Origin of the sequence: Natronospirillum operosum (assembly GCF_004768465.1) — a bacterium.
Classification (GTDB): domain Bacteria; phylum Pseudomonadota; class Gammaproteobacteria; order Pseudomonadales; family Natronospirillaceae; genus Natronospirillum; species Natronospirillum operosum.
Genome location: NZ_SRMF01000008.1, coordinates 103,566 through 127,886 on the forward strand (window position 1 = coordinate 103,566; position 24,321 = coordinate 127,886).

Here is a 24,321-nt window from a genome sequence, read left to right on the forward strand (position 1 = left end):
TATGACTGACAGCGGACTGTTGTATTGTTATGGCGATCAACGCCTGGTGGCGGCACTCAAGCGCAATGAATTGCCGCTGACCGCTTTCGAAACCCTGCCCAACCCCTGGCTGCAGACGCACACCGGTGTGGGCAATGAAGTGGATCTGACCGAGGATCAGTGGCAGCGCGCGCTGCGGCGGCGCTATGACGCCCTGCCGGACCACATCCGGGCAGCGGTGGATTTCGAGTACTTTGCCGGGCAGATGGAGCTCAAGCGGGACACGCTCAGTGCAGAGATAGTGGACGAGATCCTGGCCGAGCAGGCCAGCGAAAACTCCATTGATCTGGCCCGCCATCAGGGCGTTGCGGTACTGCGCCTGCTGGAGAGCCCGCTCAACCCGCTGGGCTGGCAGGTACTGGGTGACAACTATCAGGGTGTGTGCGTCGGCCTGCCGGTCGACCAGGCCCTGTTTCAGCCCGGGAAGGGCCAGCCACGACTGCTGCGTCATGTGCGCTACGGACCGCATCGGACGCTGGAGGCCACTGACAACCTGCCTTTTCCCGGCTGGTTTGAAGAGCCCGAAGCCATGGCTTCGCTGCATGAATGGCGGCTGGCGCTGCCCCGCCGGCAGGCCAGACAACGTGACGGTCAGTGGTTTCTGCCGCTGGGGCAGGGGGTTGTACGCGATATCTACCTCGGCCCCATGGCCGATGACACCGTGCTGCACGCCGTCAGAGAGCTGCAGCGACTTTACCAAAGGTATCGACAATGTCGCCGATACCTTATCAAGGCCGCCCATCGCAGCTTTTCGTTGCAGGGGCAGCAGGATACAGATCAGGATTTGGGGGGCCGGCCTGAATGACAGATAGCCTGCAAGTACTCGTAGTGGATGATGCCAGCTTTATTCGGGATCTGATCAAGCGCTCGCTGCGCAGCCAGTTGCCTGGCATTCAGATAGATGAAGCCAATGACGGGCGCCGCGCCCGGTCGATGCTGAACAAGAACAGCTATGACCTGGTGCTGTGTGACTGGGAGATGCCGGATGTGTCCGGTATCGAGGTATTGACTGATCTGCGGGCTCAGGAGCTTGAAGACGGCGTCGAAAAGACGCCCTTCATCATGGTCACCAGTCGCGGCGACAAGAGCCATGTCACCCAGGCCGTGGAGGCCGGGGTGTCGGACTATATCGGCAAGCCCTTTACCAGTGAGCAGTTGCTGCGCAAGGTGATTCGCCAACTGGCCCGCAAGCACAAGGCCACGCTGCAGAAGATCATGGGGCGACAGGAAAAAACCGTGTCCGATCAGGCCCGCAGCGCCGCTCATAACAGTGCTGCGACCTTGCTGGGAGGCGGTGCAGCGCCCCCGTCTGCACCGGCGCAGGATCCGGGCGCAGCCGGGAACCCGGCGGGCCAGGCCCCCGCAGCAGCGGAGCCGGCACCACCCAAACTGAAAACCGGACGCCTGAAGCGGGAAGTCAAAGCGGACCTGCGCCTGACCGACAACACCTTTGCCGCCACCGTGGAAGACATGAATCTGCGTCAGGCATTGCTGCGCATTCAGCGCGACAAGCGCTTGCCGCAGCTGTTCGAGCAGGCGGCGCTGGATATCCAGTTGGGGGGTGACCGCATGGCCCGACTCAACGTCTTCGTCTATGCACTGCAGGCCACCAGCCAGGACTTCGACTGTGACAGCCTGCTGGTCAATGTGCTGATGACCGATGAAGACCCGGAGAAGTACGCCGATCTGTCACGCTTTATTGCCCGCGTGCGCTAGTGTCCCAGAGCCTGAATGCCCGAAAGCAGGGGCAGCAGGCTCTTGTCGACCACGGTGCCGGTAAAGACGCAGAGCCCCACCCAGTGGTTGTTGAGGAAGGCCCGGAAGCACGGCATGCGCTCGCGACGGCGAATCAGGCGGTGCTGATAGCCGAACAGGCCGCCCGCACACAGCAGGCCGATGTAATAGGCCCAGCCGCTGTCGGTCATGTTGCCCGCCAGTATCATGCCGAGCAGGAACAGGCCCTGCAACACACCAACGGCCAGCCGGTCGGCATCGCCAAACAGAATGGCGGTGGACTTGATGCCGATCTTCAGGTCGTCATCACGGTCGACCATGGCATACAGGGTGTCGTAGGCCATGATCCAGCACACCGCGCTCAGAAACAACACCCAGGCGACCGGGTTCGGTGTCAGGCCTTCTGCGGCCCAGGCCATGGGAATGGCCCAGGAGAAAGCCAATCCCAGAAACAGCTGCGGCAGGTGGGTATAGCGCTTCATGAACGGATACAGCGCTGCCAGCCCGACGGCCCCGAAAGACCAGACAATGGTGGCCAGGTTGGTGGTCAGCACCAGGCCGAAGGAAATCATCACCAGCACTGCCGCCAGACCCAGCGCTTCCCGCGTACCGACCCGGCCTGTCGTCAGCGGCCGGTCCCGGGTGCGTTTGACGTGCCGGTCGAGGTGGCGGTCCGCATAGTCGTTCATCACGCAGCCGGCGCTGCGCATGAAGATCACCCCCAGAATGAAGACGACCAGGTTGTGCAGGCCGGGTGTGCCGGCAGCGGCAAACCAGAGGCCCCACAGGGTCTGCCACAGCAACAGGTAGACTCCGATGGGCCGATTGAGGCGGGTCAGTTGCAGATAGAGTTGCAGGCGCTGGCTTAAGTGGGTCATAGTTGTTCAAGCAGTGAATTCAGAAACACTTCTACCAGAACGATCTCGTCCCGGCCAATCCGAAACCAGCTGCGGCGGGCCAGGCCCCAGTCCAGCGCGGCAAAATCCATTTGCAGGCGCTGCAGTCCGGGTTGCGCGAACAGAAAGGCCCCCAGCGGTTTCGAACCCAGCAGCCGCAGGCGCCGGATCAGTCGCTGCTGCGGCAGCGGCACCAGTGTCACGGCCCGGATCAGGTTGGTGGCCCCGGCATGCAGCACGACTTTACGCTGCCAGTACAGCCCGGGCAACTGGCGCAGGGTCCGGCTGCCCGGGGGCCTGGGATGTCCGGGCGCGGCCCTGCAGCGACCTTCCGCCAGGACCCTGACCCGGAGCTGGCCACCGGTAAAGGTCTGCAGCTTGGCGGTCAGGGAACCGGTATCCTGCAACCACTGACGCGGCATGCCGCTGGCAGGCGGTTCAGAACGCCAATGCAGACGCTGCAATGAATGCGATTCAGGGCCGGTCACGGCGGAGGTTTGCATCATTGTGGCCGAAGCAGAAAGGGAGAAGGCGCGCAGTGTAACCACCGGTCCGGAAAAACTCCAGACCGCCATTTCCGCGTGCATTCCGAGCTGGCGGCAGGGGCAGTGCCAGATCGATCCGGGTGACTGAAAGCTGTCGCTTATCGGCTACAGATACGCTCCCGGAAGGGTTGTCTGGTCAAATATCAGCCAAAGGGCGTGCAAATACCGAAAAAAACCGGCCTGAGAGGGAACATTCGCTTGACGTGTGGCGCCCGGGCTTCAAGAATGGCCATACGGCGGCAGTCCTGGGCCTTGTGTACGTTGCTCTTGGCAGGCCCTGTTCGACAGCCGCATGATTAACCCGAACCAAGAAAAAGCAGAGGAATGGCCCATATGCGTAAACCGGAACTGGCGGCAGCCATCGCCGAACGTGCCGAACTGTCCAAGGACAAGGCAAACGATGTACTCAACGTGGTACTGGACGAAATCACCAACTCAGTGGCCAAGGGCGATGCTGTCACCCTGGTCGGATTCGGTACCTTCCAGAAGAAAAACCGCAGTGCCCGTACTGGCAAGAATCCCCAGACTGGTGCCCCGATTCAGATCCCGGCCAGCAGCACCGTTGGCTTCAAACCGGGCAAAGCACTGAAAGATTCCGTGAACTGATCTTTCTGCCTGCAACGGGTTTGCCGGGTTATCTTGCCCGGCAGCCCTAGCGCACCTTCACCTCCAGCCTTGCCCCACCCCACCAAAGTCGCCGCCGTATCAGTACCAGATAGCACCGCCCGCAGTGCTCACAGAGCGGACTCTCTGCCGTTTGGCGCAGATCCAGTATCACCTCGTTGCGACCCTGACAGAATGGACAGCGAACTGTTCTCTCGTGCAGGGGTGATGATTTGACGAACCATGGCATAATAAGGAACCTCTGAACCCTGTCGCCGCACGGGCGGCGCCTGATCACAGACTATTTCAGGAGCCCAGCGCATGTCACGTACCGTTATTCATACCGACCAGGCTCCGGCGGCCATTGGTCCCTATTCCCAGGCCATTCGAGCCGGCAATACGGTCTATCTGTCCGGGCAGATACCCCTGCAACCCGACACCATGGACCTGGTGACCGGTGACCGGGCGGCCGAGATCGAGCAGGTGTTCCGCAATCTCGAAGCGGTCTGCACGGCGGCCGGAGGCAGTCTGGCCCATATCGTCAAGCTCAATATCTATCTGACTGACCTGGCCGATTTCGCCCTGGTCAATGAACGCATGCAGCGTTTCTTCAATGAACCCTATCCGGCGCGCGCGGCCATCGGCGTGGCCGCTTTGCCCAAGGGTGCCCAGGTGGAAATGGATGCTGTCATGGTGCTCGAGGACTGATGCGCTCTGCAGCCACCATGGTGCTGTCCCTGCTGGTGCTGTCATTGCCGGCGCATGGTGAAGAACAGACCCGGACCTCGATCTACACCGGCTACTATGATGCAACGCCCGATGGCGGCCACTATTTCGGGCTGGGCCTGGGCGGCGACCTGCAGTTCAACGAAATAGAGTACGGCACCAATCGCGATACCCGGCAGGTTGCCTTTTACGGCACCTACCAGGTGCCGCTGTTTCGTGACTATGCGCATGCCCTGCTCGGGGTCGGCTTCGCCAATTTCATTCTCGATGATGATGACTTCTGGGCGCGGGTGACGCCCGATGTGGCCCTGATCAAGGGCGGCGCCAATCTGCGTGTACTGGGGCCGCTGTATATTGAAGCCTTGGCCGAGAACAGCTATTTCGGTACCGAGCGCGCCGACTACAAGCTGCAGTTGAGGCTCAACTTCTGATGGACACCGAGGTCGATCCGGCGCTGACCCGTCTCAAGGGGGTGGGGGCACAACTGGCCGAGAAGCTGGAGCGTCTGCACCTGCGGCAGATACCGGATCTGCTGTTCCACCTGCCGCTGCGCTATGAAGACCGCACCCGAATTCATCCGCTGGGCCAGTTGCGCCTGGGTCAGCATGCATTGATCCGGGGTCGGGTGGTCAACACCAGTGTGCAATACGGACGGCGGCGTTCCCTGCTGGTCCGGGTGCGCGATGACAGCGGCGAGGTGGGGCTGCGCTTCTACTACTTCTCTGCCGCCCAGCAGCGTCAGCTGCAGCCGGGCACCGCCATTCAGGCCTTTGGTGAAGCCCGGCGTGGCGCTACGGGTCTGGAATTCTACCACCCCGAATACAGCGCCGCAGACGACGACGGCGCCCTGCCGGCGCCCAGCGGTACCCTGACGCCGGTCTATCCCACGACAGAAGGGCTGACGCAGAAGCGGCTGCGTCAGTTGATGGAACAGGCACTGGCATGGATGCGCACCAGTGATGAACTGCCTGATCTGCTGCCAGCGTCTCTGCGTGAGCAGTGGCAGTTGCCGGCCCTGCCCACCGCGCTGGACTTTATTCACAATCCGCCACCGGCGACCGATCTTGAAACCCTGATCAGCGGTGATCATCCCTGCGTCGCCCGTCTGGCCGTGGAGGAATTGCTGGCCCAGCATCTGGGTCTGCGCCAGTTGCGCCACCAGGCGCGTGCGGAGGCCGCACCGCCACTGCACAGCCAGGGGGGTACGCTGCAGCAGCAACTGCGCGCCAGTCTGCCGTTTGCGCTGACCGCCGCCCAGGACCGGGTACTGGAAGAGATCGAGGCCGATCTGGCGCGGCCGGTACCCATGCTGCGCCTGGTGCAGGGGGATGTCGGGGCCGGCAAGACGCTGGTGGCGGTACTGGCCATGCTGCGTGCTGTGGATGCCGGCTGGCAGTCGGTGTTCATGGCGCCGACCGAAATCCTGGCAGAACAGCATGCACGCAACCTGACCGCCTGGCTGCAATCACTGGGTATCGAGGTGGTGCTGTTGCTGGGTCGTCAGACCCGGCGTCAGCGCACCGAGGCGCTGGCGCGGATTGCCGCCGGGGCGGCCTGTGTTGTCGGCACCCATGCCCTGTTTCAGGAGGAAGTCCGCTACCAGCGGCTGGGCCTGGTGGTGGTGGACGAGCAGCATAGGTTTGGGGTCGACCAGCGCCTGCTGCTGCGGGAAAAGGGGCGCCAGCAGGGGCTGGTGCCGCATCAGCTGATCATGACGGCTACGCCGATTCCGCGCACCCTGGCCATGTCCATGTATGCCGATCTGGATTTCTCGGTGATCGATGAACTGCCCCCCGGCCGCACGCCGGTGGTGACCACGGTCATGAATGATGCCCAGCGCGAGCGGGTCATACAGCGGGTGCGTGATGCCTGTACCGACCGCCGGCAGGTGTACTGGGTCTGTACGCTGATTGAAGACAGTGACGAGTTGCAGGCACAGGCCGCAGAAGAACTTTACACCCAGCTCACCGAGGCCCTGCAGCCCTTCCGCGTGGCGCTGGTACACGGGCGCATGAAGAACAGCGAAAAATCGGCGGTCATGTCGGCATTCAAGGCCGGCGAGACGCAGGTGCTGGTGGCCACCACCGTGATCGAGGTCGGCGTTGATGTGCCCAATGCCTCGGTCATGATCATCGAGAATGCCGAACGGCTGGGGCTGTCCCAGCTGCATCAGTTGCGCGGCCGGGTGGGCCGGGGCGCGGCCGACAGCTACTGTGTGCTGCTGTATCGCCCGCCACTGTCACAGGGCGGCAAGGCCCGGCTGAACACCATGCGCAGTACCAGTGACGGCTTTCAGATTGCCGAGCAGGACCTGCTGCTGCGCGGACCCGGCGAGGTGCTCGGCACCCGCCAGACCGGCGAGGCCGGTTTTCGTATTGCCAACCTGCAGCGAGACCAGCATTGGCTGCCGGCGGTCAAGCAGCTGTCCGAGACGCTGGAAAGAGAATATCCGGACATGGCGACGGCTCTGCTGGCGCGTTGGCACCCGGAAGGCCTCAATTACGGAAAAGTGTGACTTGATGGGGGACAGCGACGTTTTTAACCTCTACACTCTCCATTAGCAGAACTAGATACAGTCGCCAGGATCACAATTACAATCGCTCGGATCTCTCGCGGCAGGACTCATAATGGATTGCGCCGATGGACAATACCGCCGAAGACATGAAGCCCAACGACCCGACTCCCATCGCTGTTCGCCAGTATCTTTCTCGTCAGGGAGTTGAGACAAGACTGATCACACGCAAGGATGCCAGGCATCCTGTGGTGGAGTGCGTATTGCTGGCCGACAGCCTGGGCAAGGTGGCACTGCTGCTGCCAGCTGACCGCATGCTGGATCTGGCGGCCCTGCGCCAGCAGACCGGTCGTCAGCTGGCAGCGGCGCCGCTGGCGGAGCGGCAGCAACTGCTGCGCAAGCATGGCCTGCAGGAGCTGCCTGCCCTGGATGGATTGTGTGGGGTAGAGGCGCTGGCTGACCAGCACCTGCCCACCACCGGGGAAGTCTGTATCCAGAGTGGTCTGCGTGGCCAGTTGCTGCAGCTGCCGGCAAGCGCGCTGGTGGCGGATGCCGCAACCCGTCAGGTCGATGTCACGGTGGCGGTACCGGAGATAGAACTGGACTATGAGCTCAGCCTGTTTGAAATGGATCGGGATGCCATCGAGCAGTCGGTCGGTCGTTTTACCGCCAAGCGCATTCGCCAGCGTCTGGAAGAAACCCTCGAAATACCGCCCCTGCCCGCTACAGCACAGGAAATCATTCGTCTGCGGGTCGATCCCAGTGCCGATATCAGCAAGCTGTCGGCGCTGGTCGAGAGGGACCCGAGCCTGGCGGCGCAGGTTATCAGTTGGGCCTCTTCGTCCTACTATGCGGCCCCGGGCAGTGTGAAATCGGTGCAGGATGCCATAGTGCGGGTATTGGGCTATGACCTGGTCATGAACCTGTCGCTGGGCCTGGCGCTCGGCAAGACACTGCAGATGCCGGAAGATGAGCCGCAGGGGTTCGCCCCCTACTGGCAGGAAGCCGTCTATACGGCCGCCGTGGTGGCCGAACTGCACTCCGCCATGCCGCGAGAAGCTCGGCCCAGCTTCGGCCTGGCCTACCTGACCGGCCTGCTGAGTAACTTCGGTTATCTGGTGCTGGCGCATGTGTTCAAGCCGCACTTTTCCACCTGCTGTCGGCTCTGGGAAGCCAACCCGCATCTGGACCCGCGGGTGGTGGAAGATCATGTGCTGGGCATCAACCGCGACCAGATTGCGGCCAGCCTGCTCAACAGCTGGAGTCTGCCCGGTGAGGTCTGCCTGGGCATTCGGCATGCGTCGCATACCGACTATTATGGCCTGCACTCGGACTATGCCAATCTGGTTTGTCTGTCCACGCGGCTGTTGCGGCGCGCCGGCCTGGTTGCCGGGCCCCGGGTCCCGCTGGAGCCGGCGCTGTTCGCCAATCTGCAGTTGACTCCGGTCGCCGCCAGAGCCGCCCTGACCAAGGTACAGGACGGCCAGGACTCACTGGATGCACTGGCCCGCGGCATGGAAAGCTGAGCGCACCGCAGCCAGCTTCCCGACACACTCAGTGCGCTTCGCCCCAGTCCTTGCCAACCCCCACATCGACCACCAGCGGCACTGACAGCGATGCCGCGTGCTGCATGCGAAACACCACGCCGGTGCGCACGGCCTCCAGATCCTGCTCCGCCACCTCGAATACCAGCTCATCGTGCACCTGCATGACCATGCGTGCATCGAGCTGGCTGCGGGTCAGCCAGACCTGCACATCCACCATGGCCTGCTTGATGATGTCGGCGGCCGTGCCCTGCATGGGCGCGTTGATCGCCGTGCGCTCGGCCGCACGCCGCTGCTGCTGGCGGCTCGAGCGAATATCGGGCAGATACAGCCGGCGTCCGAATACCGTCTCTACATAGCCATCCTCGGCGGCCTGGGCCCGTGTGCGGTCCATGTAGGCCCGCACCCCCGGGTAGCGCTGGAAATAGGTATCGACATAGGTCTGGGCCTCGCCGCGCGGAATACCCAGATTGCGTGCCAGGCCGAAGGCCGACATGCCGTAGATCAGCCCGAAGTTGACGGCCTTGGCCGCACGGCGCTGTTCGCCGGTGACCTGATCTTCCGGCAAGCCCATGATCTCCGCCGCCGTGGCGCGGTGAATATCCTTGCCGTCGCGGAAGGCACGGATCAGATTGGCGTCTTCCGACAGGTGGGTCATGATGCGCAGTTCGATCTGCGAGTAATCCGCCGCCAGAATGCGATAGCCGGGCGCGGCCACAAAGGCCTTGCGGATGGCGCGGCCCTCTTCCGAGCGGATGGGAATGTTCTGCAGGTTGGGCTCGCTGGAAGACAGCCGGCCGGTCTGGGCGCCGGTCTGGTGATAGCTGGTGTGCACCCGCCCGGTGTCCGGGTTGATCAGGTCCGGCAGCGGCTCGGTATAGGTGTTGAGCAGCTTGCGCAGATGGCGATAGCGCAGTACCAGGGCCGGCAGTTCATACTGATGCGACAGCTCCGTCAGCACCTCTTCGTTGGTACTGGGCTGGCCCGAGGGGGTCTTGGCCACCACCGGCAGACCCAGGTCGGTAAACAGCACCTCACCCAGCTGTTTCGGTGAATCCAGATTGAATGCCTTGTCGGCGGCAGCATGGGCCTGCTGCTCCAGCGTCTCGAGCTGGCTGCGGAAGCCGGCACTCAGTTCGGCCAGAAAATCCGCATCGACCCGGGTGCCGGTCCATTCGACCTGCTGCAATACGGGGACCAGCGGCGTTTCGATATGTTCATAGACCCGCCACTGGTCAGGGTACTGCTGTTGCAGATCACTGGCCAGGCGCCGGTACAGCCGGCCCACATAGTCGGCGCGCTCACAGGCGAAGGTGGCCAGAGTGGCCGGATCAAGGTCCGGCAGTGCGGTCTGGCGGGTGCCGAACTTGCCGGCAATATCGACAATGGTGCGCGGTTGCTCGTGCAGCCAGACCCGGACCAGGTTGTCCAGACTCAGGGTATCGAAATGGCGGTCCAGCTCCGGATCACGGTGCACGGTGGCATCGCGTACAAAACCCATGATCATCACATCATCCTGCAGATGCGACGGTTCGGGACAGACCGGATAGAGCGCATGCAGCAGCCGTTTCAGGTCATGCGTGACCTTGTGGTAGCTGTGCTGGTTGAACAGGGGCAGCAGTGGCTGCAGGGCATCCTGCGGCCAGTCCTCGGCGCGGAAATCCACATAGACAGCCTGCCCCGAGCCGGTACTGACAGCCAGTCCGAGCCATTTGAACGATCGATAGTGGCTCTTTTCCAGCACCGGCCACAGTGCCAGGTGAGGTGCGGCGCTTTGGGCCTGCAGCCAGTCATACCAGGCGGCGGGGGTGCTCAGGGTCTGATAGTCGAGCTGGTCGGGAACGGCATCTTCCTGCGGGGCACTACTGGCGCTGCGGTCGGCGTCCGCTGCGGCCTCCTCGGGGACCTCCACACCCTTTTCCGTCAGCGCCTTCAGCCAGCCGCTGAACTCGAACTTGCGATACAGGCCGGCCAGGCGGGGTTCATCCGGTTCGTCCCGGCGCAGGTCGGCCAGCCGCACGTCCAGTTCGACATCACACTTGATGGTGGCCAGTTCGTAGGACAGCCGGGCCAGTTCTTCATGCTCCTGCAGCTTCTTCGGCATGGTCTTGGCGCCGCGGAAGTCGAGTTCGGGAATGCGGTCCAGATTCCGGTACAGCTCATCTATGCCGCCGATGCCGGACAGCAGGGCCTTGGCTGTTTTCTCGCCCACACCGGGCACACCGGGTATGTTGTCCGACTTGTCGCCCATCAGGGCCAGGTAGTCGATCATCAGCTCGGGGCCGAAGCCGTACTTCTCGGTCACGCCGTCGACATCCAGCGCTTCATTGCTCATGGTGTTGATCAGACTGACATGCGGGGTGACCAACTGGGCCATGTCCTTGTCGCCGGTGGAGATCACGCAGCCGCGCCCAGATTCGGTGGCCTCCCGGGCGAGGGTGCCGATGACATCGTCAGCCTCGACGCCCTCTATGCACAGCAGCGGCAGCCCCATGGCGATGATAATCTCATGAATGGGCTCGATCTGCGGGCGCAGTTCATCCGGCATGGGGGGCCTGTTGGCCTTGTACTCTGCATACAGCTCGTTGCGGAAGGTGGGGCCCTTGGCATCGAACACCACTGCCACCGGGCTGTCCGGATACTGGTCCAGCATGGCGCGGACCATGTTGATGACGCCCTTGATGGCGCCCGTGGGGTGCCCGGACTGGTTGGTCAGCGGGGGCATGGCATGGAAGGCCCGGAACAGATAGGACGAGCCGTCGATCAGTACGACCGGAGCCGGGGCAGATTGTGAATCACTCATGACGCTCTCGATGCTGGGATTGGTGGAAAATTCATTTACACTGTGCGCCGAAGTGTAACGCGAAGTGCAGCGCATGTCCGTATTCACCCCGGTCAGCCGGGACCAACTTCTGCCCTGGCTGGCTGCGCACGGCATTCATGACCTCCATGAACACCGGGGCATCAGTGGCGGTACCGTCAATACCAATTACTGGCTGACCACAGCCAGCGGCGACTGGATTCTGACTCTGGTCGAGGACAGACCGGCGTCGGCGGTGCGCCCCATCATGGCCCTGATGCAGGCGCTGTCGCAGGCAGGCCTGCCGGTGCCTGCCGTGCGGGCCGGTGCCAATGGCGAACTGGTAGACCGGCTGCAGGACAGACCGGCGACGCTGGTGCAGGCGCTGCCCGGAGATCACCCGGCGCCCACAGCGCCGATCTGTGCGGCGGTCGGGCGCTTTCTGGCCGACCTGCATCAACAGCACCCGGCGCTGGAGCCGCTGCCACTGAATTTCGGTCCTGACTGGCAGCAGGCCCGGGCGGATTACTGGCAGCACCAGTTGCCGGCCGCCGACAGCCAGTTGCTGGCGCGTACCCTGGCCAGGGTACAGCCGGTCTGGGCCCGCCGCTGGCCGGAGGCCTGGGTGCATGCCGACCTCTTTCCGGACAATGTGCTGTCGGTGGACGGCAGGATTACCGCCGTGATCGACTGGTACTTTGCCAGCCGTGGCCCGCGTCTCTGGGATCTGGCCATTGCACTGAATGCCTTCTGCGGCAGCGCCGGGCTCGCGGAACCGGCGCCGGCAGCCATGCTGCAGGGTTATGCGGCGGGGCAGCGTCTGCGCGCCGATGAAGCGGCCGCCTTGCCCATCATGCGCTGCAGTGCCGCCCTGCGATTCTGGTTGTCCCGTCTTGATGCCGAGGCCAGCCACCAGGCCCTTGCCGCCGATCATGCAGTTACCATCAAGCCGCCCGCCGAGTATCGGGATTTGCTGCTAGAATTGGAACAGAAGGCCTAACAACAACCTAGCGAAAGGATGACCGGATGGGAGACCAGGAAACAGCGGATCGCGTCAAGGCGTTCCGGCGCGGTATGGTGCGGCTGAGCCTCCTGGTGTCTGACCAGTCGGAGCGGCTGAACAAGCTGATGGATGAATTGCGCCAGGTCCTGCGTCAGCCCGAGCTGACGGATGACGTGGTCGAAGATGTGATAGACCGCTCCGAGCAGGCGCACGAAGACTGGGAGCAGGAGGTACAGCAGAGTCGCGATGCGCTGGCCGATGTGCTGCGCGCCATGAATGCCCCGCTGCGGGCTCACGGCGGCCCGCACAGTGAAGAGGCCGGTCGTCTGGACACTGCGCTGGACCGAAGAGTCACCGACCTGCCGGAGATCATTCGTTACCTGCAGGAGTTTGGTGCCCTGCAAAGCCGGGTTTTTCAGCGTTTTGAAGGCCTGCAGGAAGCAGAGATTCGCCTGGGTGATGCGGCAGACAGCCTGGCAGCGACCGCACCGATGGAAGTGTCCGCGCCGACGGAAGAGCCAACTGATATCAAGGCGATGACCGCCGAGGTGTTTGACGCGGTCACCGGCCTGGCCAATCGTATTCAGGTGCCGCCGGACAAGCAGGATGCGCTGCAGTCCATAGTACACGAACTCAACCGGGGCATAGACTGGCCGGAACTGCTGGCTGGCCTCAACAGCCTGATCGAACTGATCGTCTCCGTGCTCAATGATGAGCAACAGGCGTTGGAACAGTATCTGGAAGACCTGAACCAGCGCCTCAGCTTTATCCGGGCCTCGGTACAGAAGGCACAACAGGTACGCCGCGAGTTCAGGCAGGACGGGGCCCGCCTGGACAAGCGCATTCAGGGCCATGTCGACACCATTCGCCATGAAGTCAGCAAGGCCACCAGCCTGTCCGAGCTCAAGAACGGCATTCAGTCGGAGCTGGACGACATTGTGGGCAGTATCGACCAGTTTCTGCGCGACAGTGCAGAGAAAGAACGCAGTATGGCAACCATGATGGCCGAGCTGGTCAATGTGATCACCGAACTGGAAGAGCAGAACCAGCGCATCCGTGAAGACTTCGAGCGTACCCGCCAGCAGGCCATGACCGACCTGCTGACCGGGCTGCCCAATCGCAGCGCCTACATGCAGCGGCTGGATGAGGAATATGCCCGTTATCAGCGCTACGGCACGCCACTCTCACTCTGTGTGCTGGACGTTGACTATTTCAAGACCGTCAACGATGAACTGGGGCATGCCGCCGGGGACAAGGTGCTGAAAATTCTGGCACGTCAGCTCAAGCAGTTGCTGCGCGAGAATGATTTCATTTCCCGGCATGGGGGCGAGGAATTTGTTATCCTGCTGCCGGAGACCGGACTCAACGATGCCATGGCTGCAATGGAAAAGCTGCGCCGGCTGGTTGAAGAGGCGCCCTTCCATTTTCGGGGCAAGCCGGTGCCCATTACGGTGTCCATCGGTTGTGCCGAATTCAGTGACGGGGATACCGCAGACGCCGTGTTTGACCGGGCCGATCAGGCCATGTATCGCGCCAAGGACAACGGCCGCAATCGGGTCGAGCGCGCCGATTGATCGGCACCGGCTCGGTGTCCCCTTCAACACGTCATCAGCAGGAGAAATCGCGTATGTCAGACCGGGTTACGGTCAACGCGTCAATTACCCCCAAAGGCAGTCTGGAAACGCTGTCACAGCGGGAAGTACAGCAACTCAGAGCGACCGGATCAGGCGCCACCTACAAGCTTTTTCGACAGTGCGCGCTGGCGATCCTCAATACCGGCTCGGACTCCGACAACGCCAAGACTATTCTGGAAGCCTACCCGGACTTTGATGTCCGTATTCACCAGCAGGACCGGGGCATCCGTCTGGAAGTGCTGAATGCACCGGCTGACGCCTTCGTCGACAACGAGATGATTGCCAGTACGCGCGAGATGATCTTCAGCGCCCTGCGCGACATCATCTATACCCAGAGCGAGCTGGAACACAAGCGTGTTGATTTCGAGACCCCGGAAGGCATTACCGACTATGTCTTCCACCTGCTGCGCAATGCCGGCACGCTGCGCTCCGGTCGTGAACCGCGCATGGCGGTGTGCTGGGGCGGGCACTCGATCAACAAGGAAGAATACAAATATACCAAGACGGTAGGCCACGAGCTGGGCCTGCGTGGCCTGGACATCTGCACCGGCTGTGGCCCGGGTGCCATGAAGGGGCCGATGAAGGGCTCAACCATCTCGCATGCCAAGCAGCGTATCCGCGATGGCCGCTACCTGGGCCTGACCGAGCCCGGCATTATCGCCGCCGAGGCGCCGAACCCGATCGTCAACGAGCTGGTCATCCTGCCCGATATCGAAAAGCGGCTGGAAGCCTTTGTGCGCGTCGGCCACGGTATCATCATCTTCCCCGGGGGCGCCGGTACGGCCGAAGAGCTGCTGTATGTACTGGGCATCCTGATGCATCCGGAGAATCGTGAACTGCCCTTCCCGCTGATATTGTCCGGCCCGGCCAGTGCGGAGCCCTATTTCCAGCAGCTGCACGAATTCATCGGTGCCACCCTGGGCTTTGAGGCCCAGCAGCGGTACCGCATCATCATTGATGACCCGGCCATGGTGGCGCGCGAGATGAAACTGGGTATCGATGAGGTGACGCGCTATCGCCAGCAGCGCAACGATGCCTACTATTTCAACTGGCTGCTGAAGATCGATCACAGCTTCCAGCAGCCCTTCGAGCCCACGCACGCCAATATGGCGGCGCTGGAGATTCACCACGGCCTGCCGGTGCATGAACTGGCGGCCAATCTGCGCCGTGCCTTTTCCGGTATCGTCGCAGGCAACGTCAAGGATCAGGGCATCCGCCTGATCGAGCGTGAAGGGCCCTACGAGATTCAGGGTGACCCCAACATCATGCAGCCGCTGGACGAGCTGCTGCAGGCATTTGTACAACAGCACCGCATGAAGTTGCCGGGTACCGGCGACTATGTGCCCTGCTATCGACTGGTTTCCTGAGGAGAGTCTATGAGACCCAGTGGCCGCGCCTCCAATGAGTTGCGCCCCATTACCATTGAACGCCACTTTACCAAGCATGCCGAGGGGTCAGTGCTGATCAGCTTCGGTGATACGCGGGTACTGTGTACCGCCTCGGTTACCGAGGGTGTGCCGCCCTTCATGCGGGGCCAGGGGCGGGGGTGGGTCACGGCCGAATATGGCATGCTGCCGCGCGCCACCAATACCCGTAACAATCGCGAGGCCGCGCGCGGCAAACAGAGTGGTCGCACCGTCGAGATCGGACGCCTGATCGGGCGGGCCTTGCGCAATGCGGTAGACCTGCAGGCGCTGGGCGAATACACCGTTACGCTGGACTGTGATGTGCTGCAGGCTGATGGCGGCACACGCACGGCGGCCATTACCGGGGCTTGCGTGGCGCTGGTGGATGGTCTGCGATCGCTGCAGCGCGACAAGAAGCTGCTGACCGACCCGCTGCGCCACATGGTGGCGGCCGTATCAGTGGGGCTCTACAAGGGTGAACCGGTGCTGGACCTGGACTATATTGAAGACAGCCAGGCCGATACCGACCTGAACGTGGTCATGACCGACAGTGAAGGCTTTGTCGAGGTCCAGGGTACGGCCGAGGGCGAACCACTTGCCGGGGAAGATCTGAACCGCCTGCTGGCGCTGGCTCGCGAGGGCATAGTCGATCTGGTCGCCGCACAGCAGGCAGCACTCACGGAGGCCTGACCATGACGGACTATTCTTCACGCGTACATATCCGCCCCTTCCTGATTGTGCTGGATGTGGTGGCCGTGCTCTGCCTGCTGGTGGGGCTGCATGACCTGTTGCGGCCGGAGATCCCGCTGGTCCATCCCAACCTGCAGTTTGACGGTTACCTCTGGGTATTGCTGCTCGGCGGCCTGATACTGGGCGCGATTTCCGTATGGACGCTGATCCGCATGTTTTCCGGCAAGGGCGTGGTGTCGGCCGAGGATATCGGCTGAGCCCGCCTCAGATGGCTGCGGGGCCGATAATCAGGCTGGCGCGCAGGCCCTGACGGCCGAAGCGGGCCATGCGTTCGAACTGGGCCCGGGGGATGGGCAGCCAGGCGTTGTCGGTTGCTGAGGCTTCCAGCTCGTCGCCCACATCCGGATCATGCACATAGAGGCAGTGGGCGTCGGCCGCTACCACGGTTACCCAGTGGGGGGCCTTGTTGCCGTTCATGCGCCAGCTGCTGATCAGCACCAGCGGGATACGCCCGGCTTCCAGATGGCCGGCCAGATCAGCCGCACCGAGAGCCCCCGTCTGTACCTGCACCGGGGTGGTCGCCAGCTGGCGCTCGAAATCCTCATGCACCAGGGTCATCACGGCCTTCTTGTCCGGGTCGCGCACGCTGTCCAGAAACAGTGGCCCGGCCTGATTGACCACCAGCGTCACGCCAAAGCCCCGGTTGTGGGCAGCCAGGGCCAGGCCGTGCGGCCCACAGCCCCCATGCCCGGATGTCATGAAGATGGTGGTGGCCTCACGCCACAGGCGCAGTTCCTCGGTGCGTTCCAGGGCGCGCTCGGAGTCCAGAGCTGCCATGGCCATCAGCAGGCTGGCCGGGCCGCAGGTGAAGTCCGTGGTCTGGGCATAGAAGGGAATCGAGCGCCGGGTCTCCTGGCGCGGATGGCGAATTCGTTTCTCCAGGCGCAGCGCCGGTGAATGGTCGGCGTAGTAGTCGTCCACGGCGGCAAACTGCCGGTAGCCCAGGCCCTTGTAGAACCGTATGGCCACCGCATTGTCCGGCCTGACTTCCAGCCGGGTGTGGGTACAGCCATGAGCCAGCGCATCCGCTTCGCTGCGGGCCATCAGTGCATGGGCAATGCCGCGACCCTGAAAGTCCGGGTCCACCGCAATGGAATAGATGCGGCTCAGGGCCGTACCGCGGCGGTACAGCACACAGACATAGCCGGCCAGCCGGCCCTCGGTCATGGCCACCAGCAGGGAGGCGGTTTCACTGTCGATCAGGCGGCGGAAGCTGCGTCGGCTGAGGCGGTCGCTGTCGAAACAGCGTGCTTCCAGCTGCTCCAGCGCGCTGACATCATCTCGCGTTGCCGCGCGCAGCTCAGTCGGAGCATCAACATGTGCAGCCTGGGATGGCAAGTGCGCTATCATGAAACTCCAACCCCATCTGGGGCGCCCTTTGAATGACGGTCCCGGGAGAAGACCATGGCTGATCTGCTGATTGTCGTTGAACGACGCCAAGACTGGAAGTCTTTCTATCCTACCGACAATGTACTGACCTTTCAGGAATACCTGACTGAAGCGCGGGGTCCTCTGCCGCGGGGCACGCGCGTGCTCAACCTGTGTCGGGACTACAAGTACCTGTCCAACGGCTATTACTGTTCGCTGCTGGCGGAAGCTCGCGGCCACCGGGTCATGCCTTCAGTGCGCACGCTGAATGACCTGGGGCGCAAGGCCATCTATGGTCCTCGCATCGAGGAACTGGCGCCCACCCTGAAGAAGCTGGAAGCACAGAGCACTGCGGACGGGCAGCGTGAGGTGGAGGTGGTTTTCCATTTCGGTACCTTCCCGGGGCCGGGGTTTGCCGGTGCCTCCCCCATGGCGGCCGCTGCCGAGTCTGCAGAGTCCGGTGCGGAGCCGGGCCCGGTGGCCGCTTCGGGGACCGGCCCGACACCACCTCTGGTGTCGCTGGCCCGCCAGCTGTTCGAGCAGTTCCCCTGCCCCATACTGCGCGTGACCTTCTCCACCTCGGGGCCCAGAGACCGACCGACTCCCTGGACCATCAGCAGCCTGCGGGCGGGGCGTCTGCACCGACTGACGGATCAGGAGGAAGACGAGTTTGCGCGTGCGCTGGATCATTTCAGTCGCCAGATCTGGCGCCAGCCGAAGTCCCGGCGCTCGGCCCGTTTTGAACTGGCCATGCTGGTCAACCCGGACGAGCAGATGCCACCGTCCGACGAGCGTGCTCTGAAGCGGTTCGTGAAGGCGGGGCGGAAGGTCGGGCTGGATGTGGAAATAATCCACAAGGGCGACTACGGCCGCCTGGCCGAGTTTGACGGCTTGTTCATTCGGGAAACCACGGGTATCGACAACCACACCTATCGCTTTGCCAAGCGGGCCGAGTCCGAGGGCCTGGTGGTGATCGACGATGCCGAGTCGATACTGCGCTGTACCAACAAGGTGTATCTGGCCGATCTGCTGCAGAAGAATCGGGTACCGACTCCGGAAACGCGAATACTGAGTCGTGACAACCGCGAGGATCTGGCGGCGGCCGGCGCAGCCCTGGGCTTTCCGTTGGTACTGAAAATACCCGATGGCAGCTTTTCGCGTGGGGTGGTCAAGGTACAGGATGCCGCCAGCCTGGAACGGGAAGCCGCTGCCCTGTTCAAGCGCTCCGCCCTGCTGCTGGCGCAGGAATTCATGTACACCGATTATGACTGGCGCATCGGCGTGCTGGCCGGCAAACCCCTGTTTGCCTGTCAGTACTTCATGTCCCGGGGCCACTGGCAGATTTACCAGCATGGGGCGGGCGGCCAGGTCGATTCGGGCGATTTCCGCACCATGCCGGTACATGAAGCACCCAAGGCCGTGGTGCAGGCTGCGGTCAGGGCGGCCGGTCTGATCGGCCAGAGTCTGTACGGGGTCGACGTCAAGCAGCAGGGCAAGCGAGCCGTGGTGATCGAAGTCAATGACAACCCGAACATCGACGCCGGTGTGGAAGACGAGTTTCTGGGCGACGAACTCTACCAGCTCATCATGGAGGATTTCCTGCGGCGCATGGAGCTTCGGGGCCGTAAATAGACACAATCGGCAGAGGAGACGACTATGGATGATCTGGTATCACGATGGAGCCTGACCGATCAAGTGCCGGTAGGGGGAGGGTCCATCAATCAGGCCTTCGCGGCCCGGACTGCCGAGGGGGAACGAGTCTTCCTGAAGACCCACCCCCACCCCCCTCCCGGCTTCTTTGCCGCCGAGGCTGCAGGCCTGCAGGCATTGGCTCGCGCCGGGGCCCCGGTACCCGAGGTGCTGGATGTAGTGGACAGCGGACTGCTGCTGAGCCATATCGAAACGGGCAGTGCCGGGCCTCGCAGCATGGAAGCCCTGGGCGAGGTGCTGGCGGCCCTGCATGAGCAGCACGGGCCTCATTTCGGTTTCGAGGCCGACAACTACTGTGGCCTGTCAGTGCAGCACAATGCGGCCCATGACAACGGCCACGACTTTTTCATCAACTGCCGCCTGCTGCCACAGGGGCAGCGTGCCTTTGACGAAGGCCTGCTGACACGGCCCTGGATGCAGGCGCTGGAGCGCCTGTGCAGTCAACTGGGTGACCTGATACCGCAGCAGCCACCGTCGCTGATCCATGGTGATCTGTGGAGCGGTAATGTGCTGTTCGATGCACAGAGGCAGCCGGTACTGATCGACCCGGCCGTAAGCTGGAGCTGGGCCGAGGCCGATCTGGCCATGACCCGGCTCTTTGGCGGCTTCGGCCCGGAGCTGGACGCGGCCTATCAATCAATACGGCGGCTGGACCCCGGGCTGGAGGAGCGCATACCCCTGTACAACCTCTACCACTTGCTGAACCATCTGAACCTGTTCGGCGGTGGCTATCAGGCGGCGGTCACCCGGGTGCTGCAACCCTGGCGCTGACCGCCCGGCAGGGGCCTGCACCCGCCTCAGTTGAGGCGGAAGCGGGCCACCAGGTTGCGCAGCTGCTCAGCCAGTTGGGAGAGGTTGTCGCCGGCCTCCACCGATTGGCTGACATTCTCTGTGGTCTGGGCGGCCACCTCACTGATGCTGTGAATGCTCTTGTTGATATCGCGCGATACCGCGGTCTGCTCCTCAGTGGCACTGGCGATCTGCTGCGCGGTTTCATCGATCAGGTTGACTGCTTCCACAATACGCTCCAGCTGGGTGCCGACCTCTTCCGACCGCGTCACGCTTTCCTCGGACCGCTCGCGGCTGGTTTCCATGGCGGTGACCGCCCGTTCGGTGCCCTTTTGCAACTGCTCGATCATGGTCTGGATTTCGGTCGTGGACTCCTTGCTGCGACCGGCCAGCCCGCGCACCTCATCGGCCACCACGGCAAAGCCACGCCCGCTTTCGCCGGCCCTTGCCGCCTCGATGGCAGCATTCAGGGCCAGCAGATTGGTCTGCTCGGCAATGCCTTCGATCACTTCGACCACCTTGCCGATACGATCACTGTCTTCCTTCACGGTGTTGATCACCTGGGTGGTGTTTTCAATCTCCCTGGCCAGCTGATTGATGGCTTCAATCGAGGCCTGTACCACCTGCCGCCCTGTGGCCGCCGACTCGGAAGCCGTGCGTGACGCATCGGCCGAGGACTGGGTGCTGGCCGCCACGTCTTCCAGCGTGGCGGTCATCTCGTTCATGGCGGTGGCGGAGCTGTTGATTTCCTGGGTCTGCTGTTCAACCCCTTCATTGGTTCGGGTGCTGATCTGGGCCAGTTCGGTTGAAGCCGACGCCACCTGCGCCGAATAGTCGCCGATGTCCGTCATCATGCCATGCAATCGCTGCTGCATACTATGCAGTGAGGCCAGCAGGCTGTCCTGGTCGCCCTTGCGCAACCGGATCTGTGCGGTCAGATCGCCATCGGCGACCTGGTGCACGATGGCGGCTGCGTATTCCGGGTCTCCGCCCAGCGTTTTCAGAATGGACCGCACCATCAGCAGACAGGCGCCGATCGAGGCGGCAATGACCAGCGCGGCCAGTATCGTCAGGAAGGCCAGCATCTGGCCCACTGCGGCCAGCGCCACAGACTGTTCGGTTTCCACCACCAGTGACCAGTCCAGCATGTCGATATAGGCACTGGCGCCCACGACACGAGTGCCGGCAGCATTGGTGTAGGTGCCGGCCTGATCGGTGCCGGCCTGGGCAGCCTGTGCAGCCTCGGTCTCCAGCGGGGAGTCGGTACTGCCAAAGGATGCTGCCGGCGTGACCGGCACCCCGTTGCCATCAAGCAGATAGATCTCGGTGCCGGCCCCCCGATCCAGTGCCTCCAGGCGTTCCACCAGGGTATCGATCATGACCGCACCGCGCATGACGGACACAATCTCGTTGTCATAGACCGGAATGGCCACCGTGGACACGGTATTGCCGGTGGCCCGGGATACTACAGGTTGCGAGAAGGCCGGTGTCCCCGAGACGGCCTGCTGGAACCAGGCGCGGTCGTGTACATCAAAAGCATTGGCCTCGGATTCCGGCATGATTCTGGGGCTGCCTTCATTGAGGTCGACCCCGGCCATACCGATGCCATCGGCACCGACCAGGAAGATGGTGTCATAGAACAGGTCCTGTTCGGTAATGCGCAGCATCAGTTCGTTGACGCGATCCAGATCGGCATCGATCGACGCTTCCAGACTGGCCAGAAAACGCATTTCGTCCTGGCGTGCCTGCAGCCACTCGGTAAACGACTGGGCATTGTTCTGGGCCGTGGCTTCAACACTGGTAAGGGACTGTTCTACCTGGGCCTGTCGGTACTGGGAGAACAGAATGGAGGTCAGGATGAGTATGGCGCCCACGATCAGGGCGACCAGTAGGGTGGTCAGGCGAACGCCAAAGCTTAGTTTTTTCCATGTGGAATTGAGTGCGGAGTTTGTCATGTGTCACCTGTCTTGACCCGAACAACTTCGGATCGGTCGGTACGGCTTGTACGGCCTTGTGAGACCGCTTGTAATTATCAAGCGTCCTTGCGGGTCAAAGAGCGACTCTCTGAACAGTTGTCGTCTGTTCTTGCAGTATCTGGATAGTCTTATATGCGAAAATACGCAAGTGATTTTAACATTGATCAGGACAGTCTGGGCTGTCCGCTCTGCACCAGTGCCCGGTGTCGCCTCTTAACACTCCCTTTGCACTGTACAAGGCTTGAAAACTGAGCCGGTTCGGGCAAAGCTGTCAGAGTTGAATATAATCAATACAAAGAGCCGGAAGCTGGGAGCCAGGCAAGAATGGCCACAGTATCCAATTAGAGGCCGGATTGCCCGAAGACTCATTCACGCTGTCAGCCCTGCCCCCGCCGGTGGCCGGGCCGTTGGAGGATTACTCGATGTTCCACTCTGTCCGCCTGCCCGGCCACCAACTGGGAACAGGGTTGCTGGTCACCTGCCTGATGCTGTCTGCTGCGGCACTGGCACAGGCCACCGACAGCCCCGAGATGATTCGAACCCATGCCCTGTCCATACTGGGCGAGCCCAAATACGACGCGGACTTCGAACATTTCGACTATGTGAACCCGGACGCGCCGCAGGGCGGGCGCATTGTGTTTGCCGCCATCGGCACCTATGACAACTTCAATCGCTATGCCCAGCGCGGGCTGGCAGCCACTGGCAGCACGCTGTTCTATGACTCCCTGATGACCGCCAGCAGTGACGAGATCCGCACCTACTATCCACTGGTGGCGCAGGAGCTGGAATACGCCAGTGACTATTCCGAGGTCACCTTTTTCCTCAATCCGGACGCCCGCCACCAGGACGGTGAGCCCCTCACTGCTGCAGATATCGTGTTCACCTTCCACAAGTTCATGGACGAAGGCGTGCCCTTCGTGCGTTCCCAGTATGCTGCAGTAGCCGATGTGGAAGCGCTGGATGACTATACCGTGCGCTATACCTTCCACCCGGATGAAGGCTCGCGGGACCTGATTCTCCGTATCGCCAACATGCCCATCCTACCGGAGCATTTCTGGGCCGAGCGGGATTTCTCCGAGCCGTTGAACGAGCCGCCGCTGGGCAGCGGCCCTTATCGGGTCAGCCGCTTTGCCATGGGCCAGCATGTCGAATACGAGCGGCTGGAGGACTACTGGGCCCGTGACCTGCCGGCCATGCGCGGCACCATGAATTTCGATTATCTGCGCTACGACTACTATCGCGACACCACGGTGGCGCTGGAGGCCTTCAAGGCCGGCGAATACGACTTCCGCCAGGAAAACGTGGCCCGCCAGTGGGCCAACGACTATACCGGGCGCGCCTTTGATCGCGGCGACATCGTCAAGGAAGAATTGCCACACAGCGTGCCGCAACCCATGCAGGCCTTTGTGTTCAATATCGAACGGGACCAGTTTCAGGACCACCGTGTGCGCCAGGCGCTGAACTATGCGCTCGATTTCGAGTGGATGAACCGCAACCTGTTCTTTGATCAGTACGAGCGTACCTTCAGCTATTTCCAGAATACCCCCTATATGGCCGAAGGTCTGCCTTCGGAGCAGGAACTGGAAATTCTGGAGCCGTTCCGTGACCAGTTGCCGGAGGCGGTGTTCTCGGAAGAGGCCTGGCGACCCAATGTGACCGACGGCACCGGTCGTCTGCGGGCCGAGACACGGGAAGCCCTGGGCCTGTTGCAGGAAGCCGGCTGGGAACTGCGCGATCAGCGTCTGGTGCACAGTGAAACCGGTGAGCGTTTCCGTTTCGAGATGCTGCTGTCGAGCCCCACCTTCGAGCGGGTGGCGCTGAATATCCAGCGCAACGTCGAGCGCATGGGCATTCGGATGGACATCCGCATCATTGATCCGTCGCAGTTTACCAACCGCCTGCGCGAGCGCGACTTCGACGTGATCGCCAACGGCTATGCGGCCAACCCCTATCCCAGTGTGAGCATGCAGACTTCCTGGCATTCGGACTATATCGACTCCACCTGGAACACGGCCGGGGTCAGTGACCCAGTGATCGACGCCCTGATCGAGGGCATCATTGCCCACCAGGGCGACGAAGACAGACTGCTGGCCTATGGCCATGCCTTCGATCGGGTGGCGCGCTGGAATTTCTATGTGATGCCCAACTGGCACAGCAGCAGCTACATGGTGGCCTACTGGGACAAGTTTGATCGACCGGAGACCCGGCCGGACTTCGACCTCGGGGTCAGTACCTGGTGGTATGATAACGATCGTGCAGCTCGTATCCGTCGCTGACATCACCTGA

20 protein-coding genes are annotated in these 24,321 nt (G+C 62.4%); 15 read left to right on the forward strand and 5 right to left on the reverse strand.

Going from position 1 to position 24,321, the window contains the following annotated elements:
- The first annotated feature begins 1 nt into the window (after window position 1).
- Both E4656_RS16030 and E4656_RS16035 read left to right on the forward strand, forming a co-directional pair.
- Complete coding sequence (locus E4656_RS16030; RefSeq protein ID WP_135484320.1) at window positions 2-844, forward strand: hypothetical protein; 843 nt, start codon at window positions 2-4, stop codon at window positions 842-844.
- Window positions 841-1,755 (forward strand): response regulator, encoded by a 915-nt coding sequence (locus E4656_RS16035; RefSeq protein ID WP_135484321.1) that lies wholly within the window; start codon window positions 841-843, stop codon window positions 1,753-1,755. The genes E4656_RS16030 and E4656_RS16035 overlap by 4 nt, the downstream gene beginning before the upstream one ends.
- On the opposite strand, the gene ubiA is transcribed toward E4656_RS16035, so the two are convergent.
- Both ubiA and E4656_RS16045 read right to left on the reverse strand, forming a co-directional pair.
- Window positions 1,752-2,651, reverse strand: coding sequence for a 4-hydroxybenzoate octaprenyltransferase (ubiA, locus tag E4656_RS16040; protein WP_135484322.1), 900 nt, complete (start codon window positions 2,649-2,651; stop codon window positions 1,752-1,754). The genes E4656_RS16035 and ubiA overlap by 4 nt on opposite strands.
- A complete protein-coding gene (locus E4656_RS16045) occupies window positions 2,648-3,244 on the reverse strand; it encodes a chorismate--pyruvate lyase family protein (protein ID WP_167856094.1) in 597 nt (198 codons plus the stop codon). Before E4656_RS16045 ends, ubiA begins: the two co-directional genes overlap by 4 nt.
- Before the next feature lie 303 nt (window positions 3,245-3,547).
- Here E4656_RS16045 and E4656_RS16050 point away from each other — a divergent pair, with 303 nt between their 5' ends.
- From E4656_RS16050 to E4656_RS16070, 5 genes are all read left to right on the forward strand, one after another.
- Complete coding sequence (locus tag E4656_RS16050; protein ID WP_135484324.1) at window positions 3,548-3,820, forward strand: HU family DNA-binding protein; 273 nt, start codon at window positions 3,548-3,550, stop codon at window positions 3,818-3,820.
- A 318-nt stretch (window positions 3,821-4,138) separates the two neighbouring features.
- Window positions 4,139-4,525, forward strand: coding sequence for a RidA family protein (locus E4656_RS16055; RefSeq protein WP_135484325.1), 387 nt, complete (start codon window positions 4,139-4,141; stop codon window positions 4,523-4,525).
- Window positions 4,525-4,974, forward strand: coding sequence for a hypothetical protein (locus tag E4656_RS16060; RefSeq protein WP_135484326.1), 450 nt, complete (start codon window positions 4,525-4,527; stop codon window positions 4,972-4,974). The genes E4656_RS16055 and E4656_RS16060 overlap by 1 nt, the downstream gene beginning before the upstream one ends.
- Window positions 4,974-7,058 carry an ATP-dependent DNA helicase RecG gene (gene recG, locus E4656_RS16065; RefSeq protein ID WP_135484327.1) on the forward strand — a complete coding sequence of 695 codons (2,085 nt, stop codon included), beginning with the start codon at window positions 4,974-4,976 and terminating at the stop codon, window positions 7,056-7,058. Before E4656_RS16060 ends, recG begins: the two co-directional genes overlap by 1 nt.
- Before the next feature lie 125 nt (window positions 7,059-7,183).
- Entirely contained in the window at window positions 7,184-8,581 is a 1,398-nt protein-coding gene (locus tag E4656_RS16070) for an aminoacyl-tRNA deacylase and HDOD domain-containing protein (RefSeq protein WP_135484328.1), read from the forward strand.
- 28 nt (window positions 8,582-8,609) lie between these two features.
- Here E4656_RS16070 and polA read toward each other — a convergent pair whose 3' ends face one another.
- On the reverse strand, window positions 8,610-11,402 hold the full coding sequence (gene polA / locus E4656_RS16075; protein WP_135484329.1) for a DNA polymerase I: 2,793 nt from the start codon (window positions 11,400-11,402) through the stop codon (window positions 8,610-8,612).
- A gap of 73 nt (window positions 11,403-11,475) precedes the next feature.
- Between polA and E4656_RS16080 the strand changes: the two genes are divergently transcribed.
- Genes E4656_RS16080 through E4656_RS16100 form a run of 5 tightly spaced genes read left to right on the forward strand, consistent with a single transcriptional unit; the run spans window position 11,476 to window position 16,389 of the window.
- Window positions 11,476-12,399: a phosphotransferase gene (locus E4656_RS16080; protein WP_135484330.1), complete on the forward strand. Its 924-nt coding sequence runs from the start codon at window positions 11,476-11,478 to the stop codon at window positions 12,397-12,399.
- 26 nt (window positions 12,400-12,425) lie between these two features.
- Entirely contained in the window at window positions 12,426-13,976 is a 1,551-nt protein-coding gene (locus tag E4656_RS16085) for a sensor domain-containing diguanylate cyclase (RefSeq protein WP_135484331.1), read from the forward strand.
- Window positions 13,977-14,029: 53 nt separating this feature from the next.
- A complete protein-coding gene (gene ppnN, locus E4656_RS16090) occupies window positions 14,030-15,403 on the forward strand; it encodes a nucleotide 5'-monophosphate nucleosidase PpnN (RefSeq protein WP_135484332.1) in 1,374 nt (457 codons plus the stop codon).
- Between the two features lie 9 nt (window positions 15,404-15,412).
- Window positions 15,413-16,132 carry a ribonuclease PH gene (gene rph, locus E4656_RS16095; protein WP_135484333.1) on the forward strand — a complete coding sequence of 240 codons (720 nt, stop codon included), beginning with the start codon at window positions 15,413-15,415 and terminating at the stop codon, window positions 16,130-16,132.
- Window positions 16,133-16,134: 2 nt separating this feature from the next.
- Window positions 16,135-16,389, forward strand: coding sequence for a hypothetical protein (locus E4656_RS16100; protein WP_135484334.1), 255 nt, complete (start codon window positions 16,135-16,137; stop codon window positions 16,387-16,389).
- Between the two features lie 7 nt (window positions 16,390-16,396).
- Here E4656_RS16100 and E4656_RS16105 read toward each other — a convergent pair whose 3' ends face one another.
- Window positions 16,397-17,542: a GNAT family N-acetyltransferase/peptidase C39 family protein gene (locus E4656_RS16105; protein ID WP_135484335.1), complete on the reverse strand. Its 1,146-nt coding sequence runs from the start codon at window positions 17,540-17,542 to the stop codon at window positions 16,397-16,399.
- Between the two features lie 54 nt (window positions 17,543-17,596).
- Here E4656_RS16105 and E4656_RS16110 point away from each other — a divergent pair, with 54 nt between their 5' ends.
- Together E4656_RS16110 and E4656_RS16115 are read left to right on the forward strand one after the other, a co-directional pair.
- Window positions 17,597-19,192 carry a RimK family protein gene (locus tag E4656_RS16110; protein WP_135484336.1) on the forward strand — a complete coding sequence of 532 codons (1,596 nt, stop codon included), beginning with the start codon at window positions 17,597-17,599 and terminating at the stop codon, window positions 19,190-19,192.
- A gap of 24 nt (window positions 19,193-19,216) precedes the next feature.
- Window positions 19,217-20,041: a fructosamine kinase family protein gene (locus E4656_RS16115; RefSeq protein WP_135484337.1), complete on the forward strand. Its 825-nt coding sequence runs from the start codon at window positions 19,217-19,219 to the stop codon at window positions 20,039-20,041.
- A gap of 26 nt (window positions 20,042-20,067) precedes the next feature.
- On the opposite strand, the gene E4656_RS16120 is transcribed toward E4656_RS16115, so the two are convergent.
- Window positions 20,068-22,014, reverse strand: coding sequence for a methyl-accepting chemotaxis protein (locus E4656_RS16120; RefSeq protein WP_135484338.1), 1,947 nt, complete (start codon window positions 22,012-22,014; stop codon window positions 20,068-20,070).
- A gap of 443 nt (window positions 22,015-22,457) precedes the next feature.
- On the opposite strand from E4656_RS16120, the gene E4656_RS16125 reads away from it, so the two are divergent.
- Window positions 22,458-24,311 (forward strand): extracellular solute-binding protein, encoded by a 1,854-nt coding sequence (locus E4656_RS16125; RefSeq protein WP_135484339.1) that lies wholly within the window; start codon window positions 22,458-22,460, stop codon window positions 24,309-24,311.
- Window positions 24,312-24,321: the final 10 nt, after the last annotated feature.

Bases quoted from the DNA above. Each gene is read 5' to 3' on its own strand.
- E4656_RS16110 (WP_135484336.1), top strand. From the start codon at position 17,597: ATGGCTGATCTGCTGATTGTCGTTGAACGACGCCAAGACTGGAAGTCT.
- E4656_RS16050 (WP_135484324.1), top strand. From the start codon at position 3,548: ATGCGTAAACCGGAACTGGCGGCAGCCATCGCCGAACGTGCCGAACTG.
- E4656_RS16120 (WP_135484338.1), bottom strand. From the start codon at position 22,014: ATGACAAACTCCGCACTCAATTCCACATGGAAAAAACTAAGCTTTGGC.
- E4656_RS16080 (WP_135484330.1), top strand. From the start codon at position 11,476: ATGTCCGTATTCACCCCGGTCAGCCGGGACCAACTTCTGCCCTGGCTG.
- E4656_RS16060 (WP_135484326.1), top strand. From the start codon at position 4,525: ATGCGCTCTGCAGCCACCATGGTGCTGTCCCTGCTGGTGCTGTCATTG.
- E4656_RS16030 (WP_135484320.1), top strand. From the start codon at position 2: ATGACTGACAGCGGACTGTTGTATTGTTATGGCGATCAACGCCTGGTG.
- recG (WP_135484327.1), top strand. From the start codon at position 4,974: ATGGACACCGAGGTCGATCCGGCGCTGACCCGTCTCAAGGGGGTGGGG.
- polA (WP_135484329.1), bottom strand. From the start codon at position 11,402: ATGAGTGATTCACAATCTGCCCCGGCTCCGGTCGTACTGATCGACGGC.
- ubiA (WP_135484322.1), bottom strand. From the start codon at position 2,651: ATGACCCACTTAAGCCAGCGCCTGCAACTCTATCTGCAACTGACCCGC.
- E4656_RS16085 (WP_135484331.1), top strand. From the start codon at position 12,426: ATGGGAGACCAGGAAACAGCGGATCGCGTCAAGGCGTTCCGGCGCGGT.
- E4656_RS16055 (WP_135484325.1), top strand. From the start codon at position 4,139: ATGTCACGTACCGTTATTCATACCGACCAGGCTCCGGCGGCCATTGGT.
- E4656_RS16070 (WP_135484328.1), top strand. From the start codon at position 7,184: ATGGACAATACCGCCGAAGACATGAAGCCCAACGACCCGACTCCCATC.
- ppnN (WP_135484332.1), top strand. From the start codon at position 14,030: ATGTCAGACCGGGTTACGGTCAACGCGTCAATTACCCCCAAAGGCAGT.
- E4656_RS16100 (WP_135484334.1), top strand. From the start codon at position 16,135: ATGACGGACTATTCTTCACGCGTACATATCCGCCCCTTCCTGATTGTG.
- E4656_RS16035 (WP_135484321.1), top strand. From the start codon at position 841: ATGACAGATAGCCTGCAAGTACTCGTAGTGGATGATGCCAGCTTTATT.
- E4656_RS16105 (WP_135484335.1), bottom strand. From the start codon at position 17,542: ATGATAGCGCACTTGCCATCCCAGGCTGCACATGTTGATGCTCCGACT.
- E4656_RS16115 (WP_135484337.1), top strand. From the start codon at position 19,217: ATGGATGATCTGGTATCACGATGGAGCCTGACCGATCAAGTGCCGGTA.
- E4656_RS16125 (WP_135484339.1), top strand. From the start codon at position 22,458: ATGTTCCACTCTGTCCGCCTGCCCGGCCACCAACTGGGAACAGGGTTG.
- rph (WP_135484333.1), top strand. From the start codon at position 15,413: ATGAGACCCAGTGGCCGCGCCTCCAATGAGTTGCGCCCCATTACCATT.
- E4656_RS16045 (WP_167856094.1), bottom strand. From the start codon at position 3,244: ATGGCGGTCTGGAGTTTTTCCGGACCGGTGGTTACACTGCGCGCCTTC.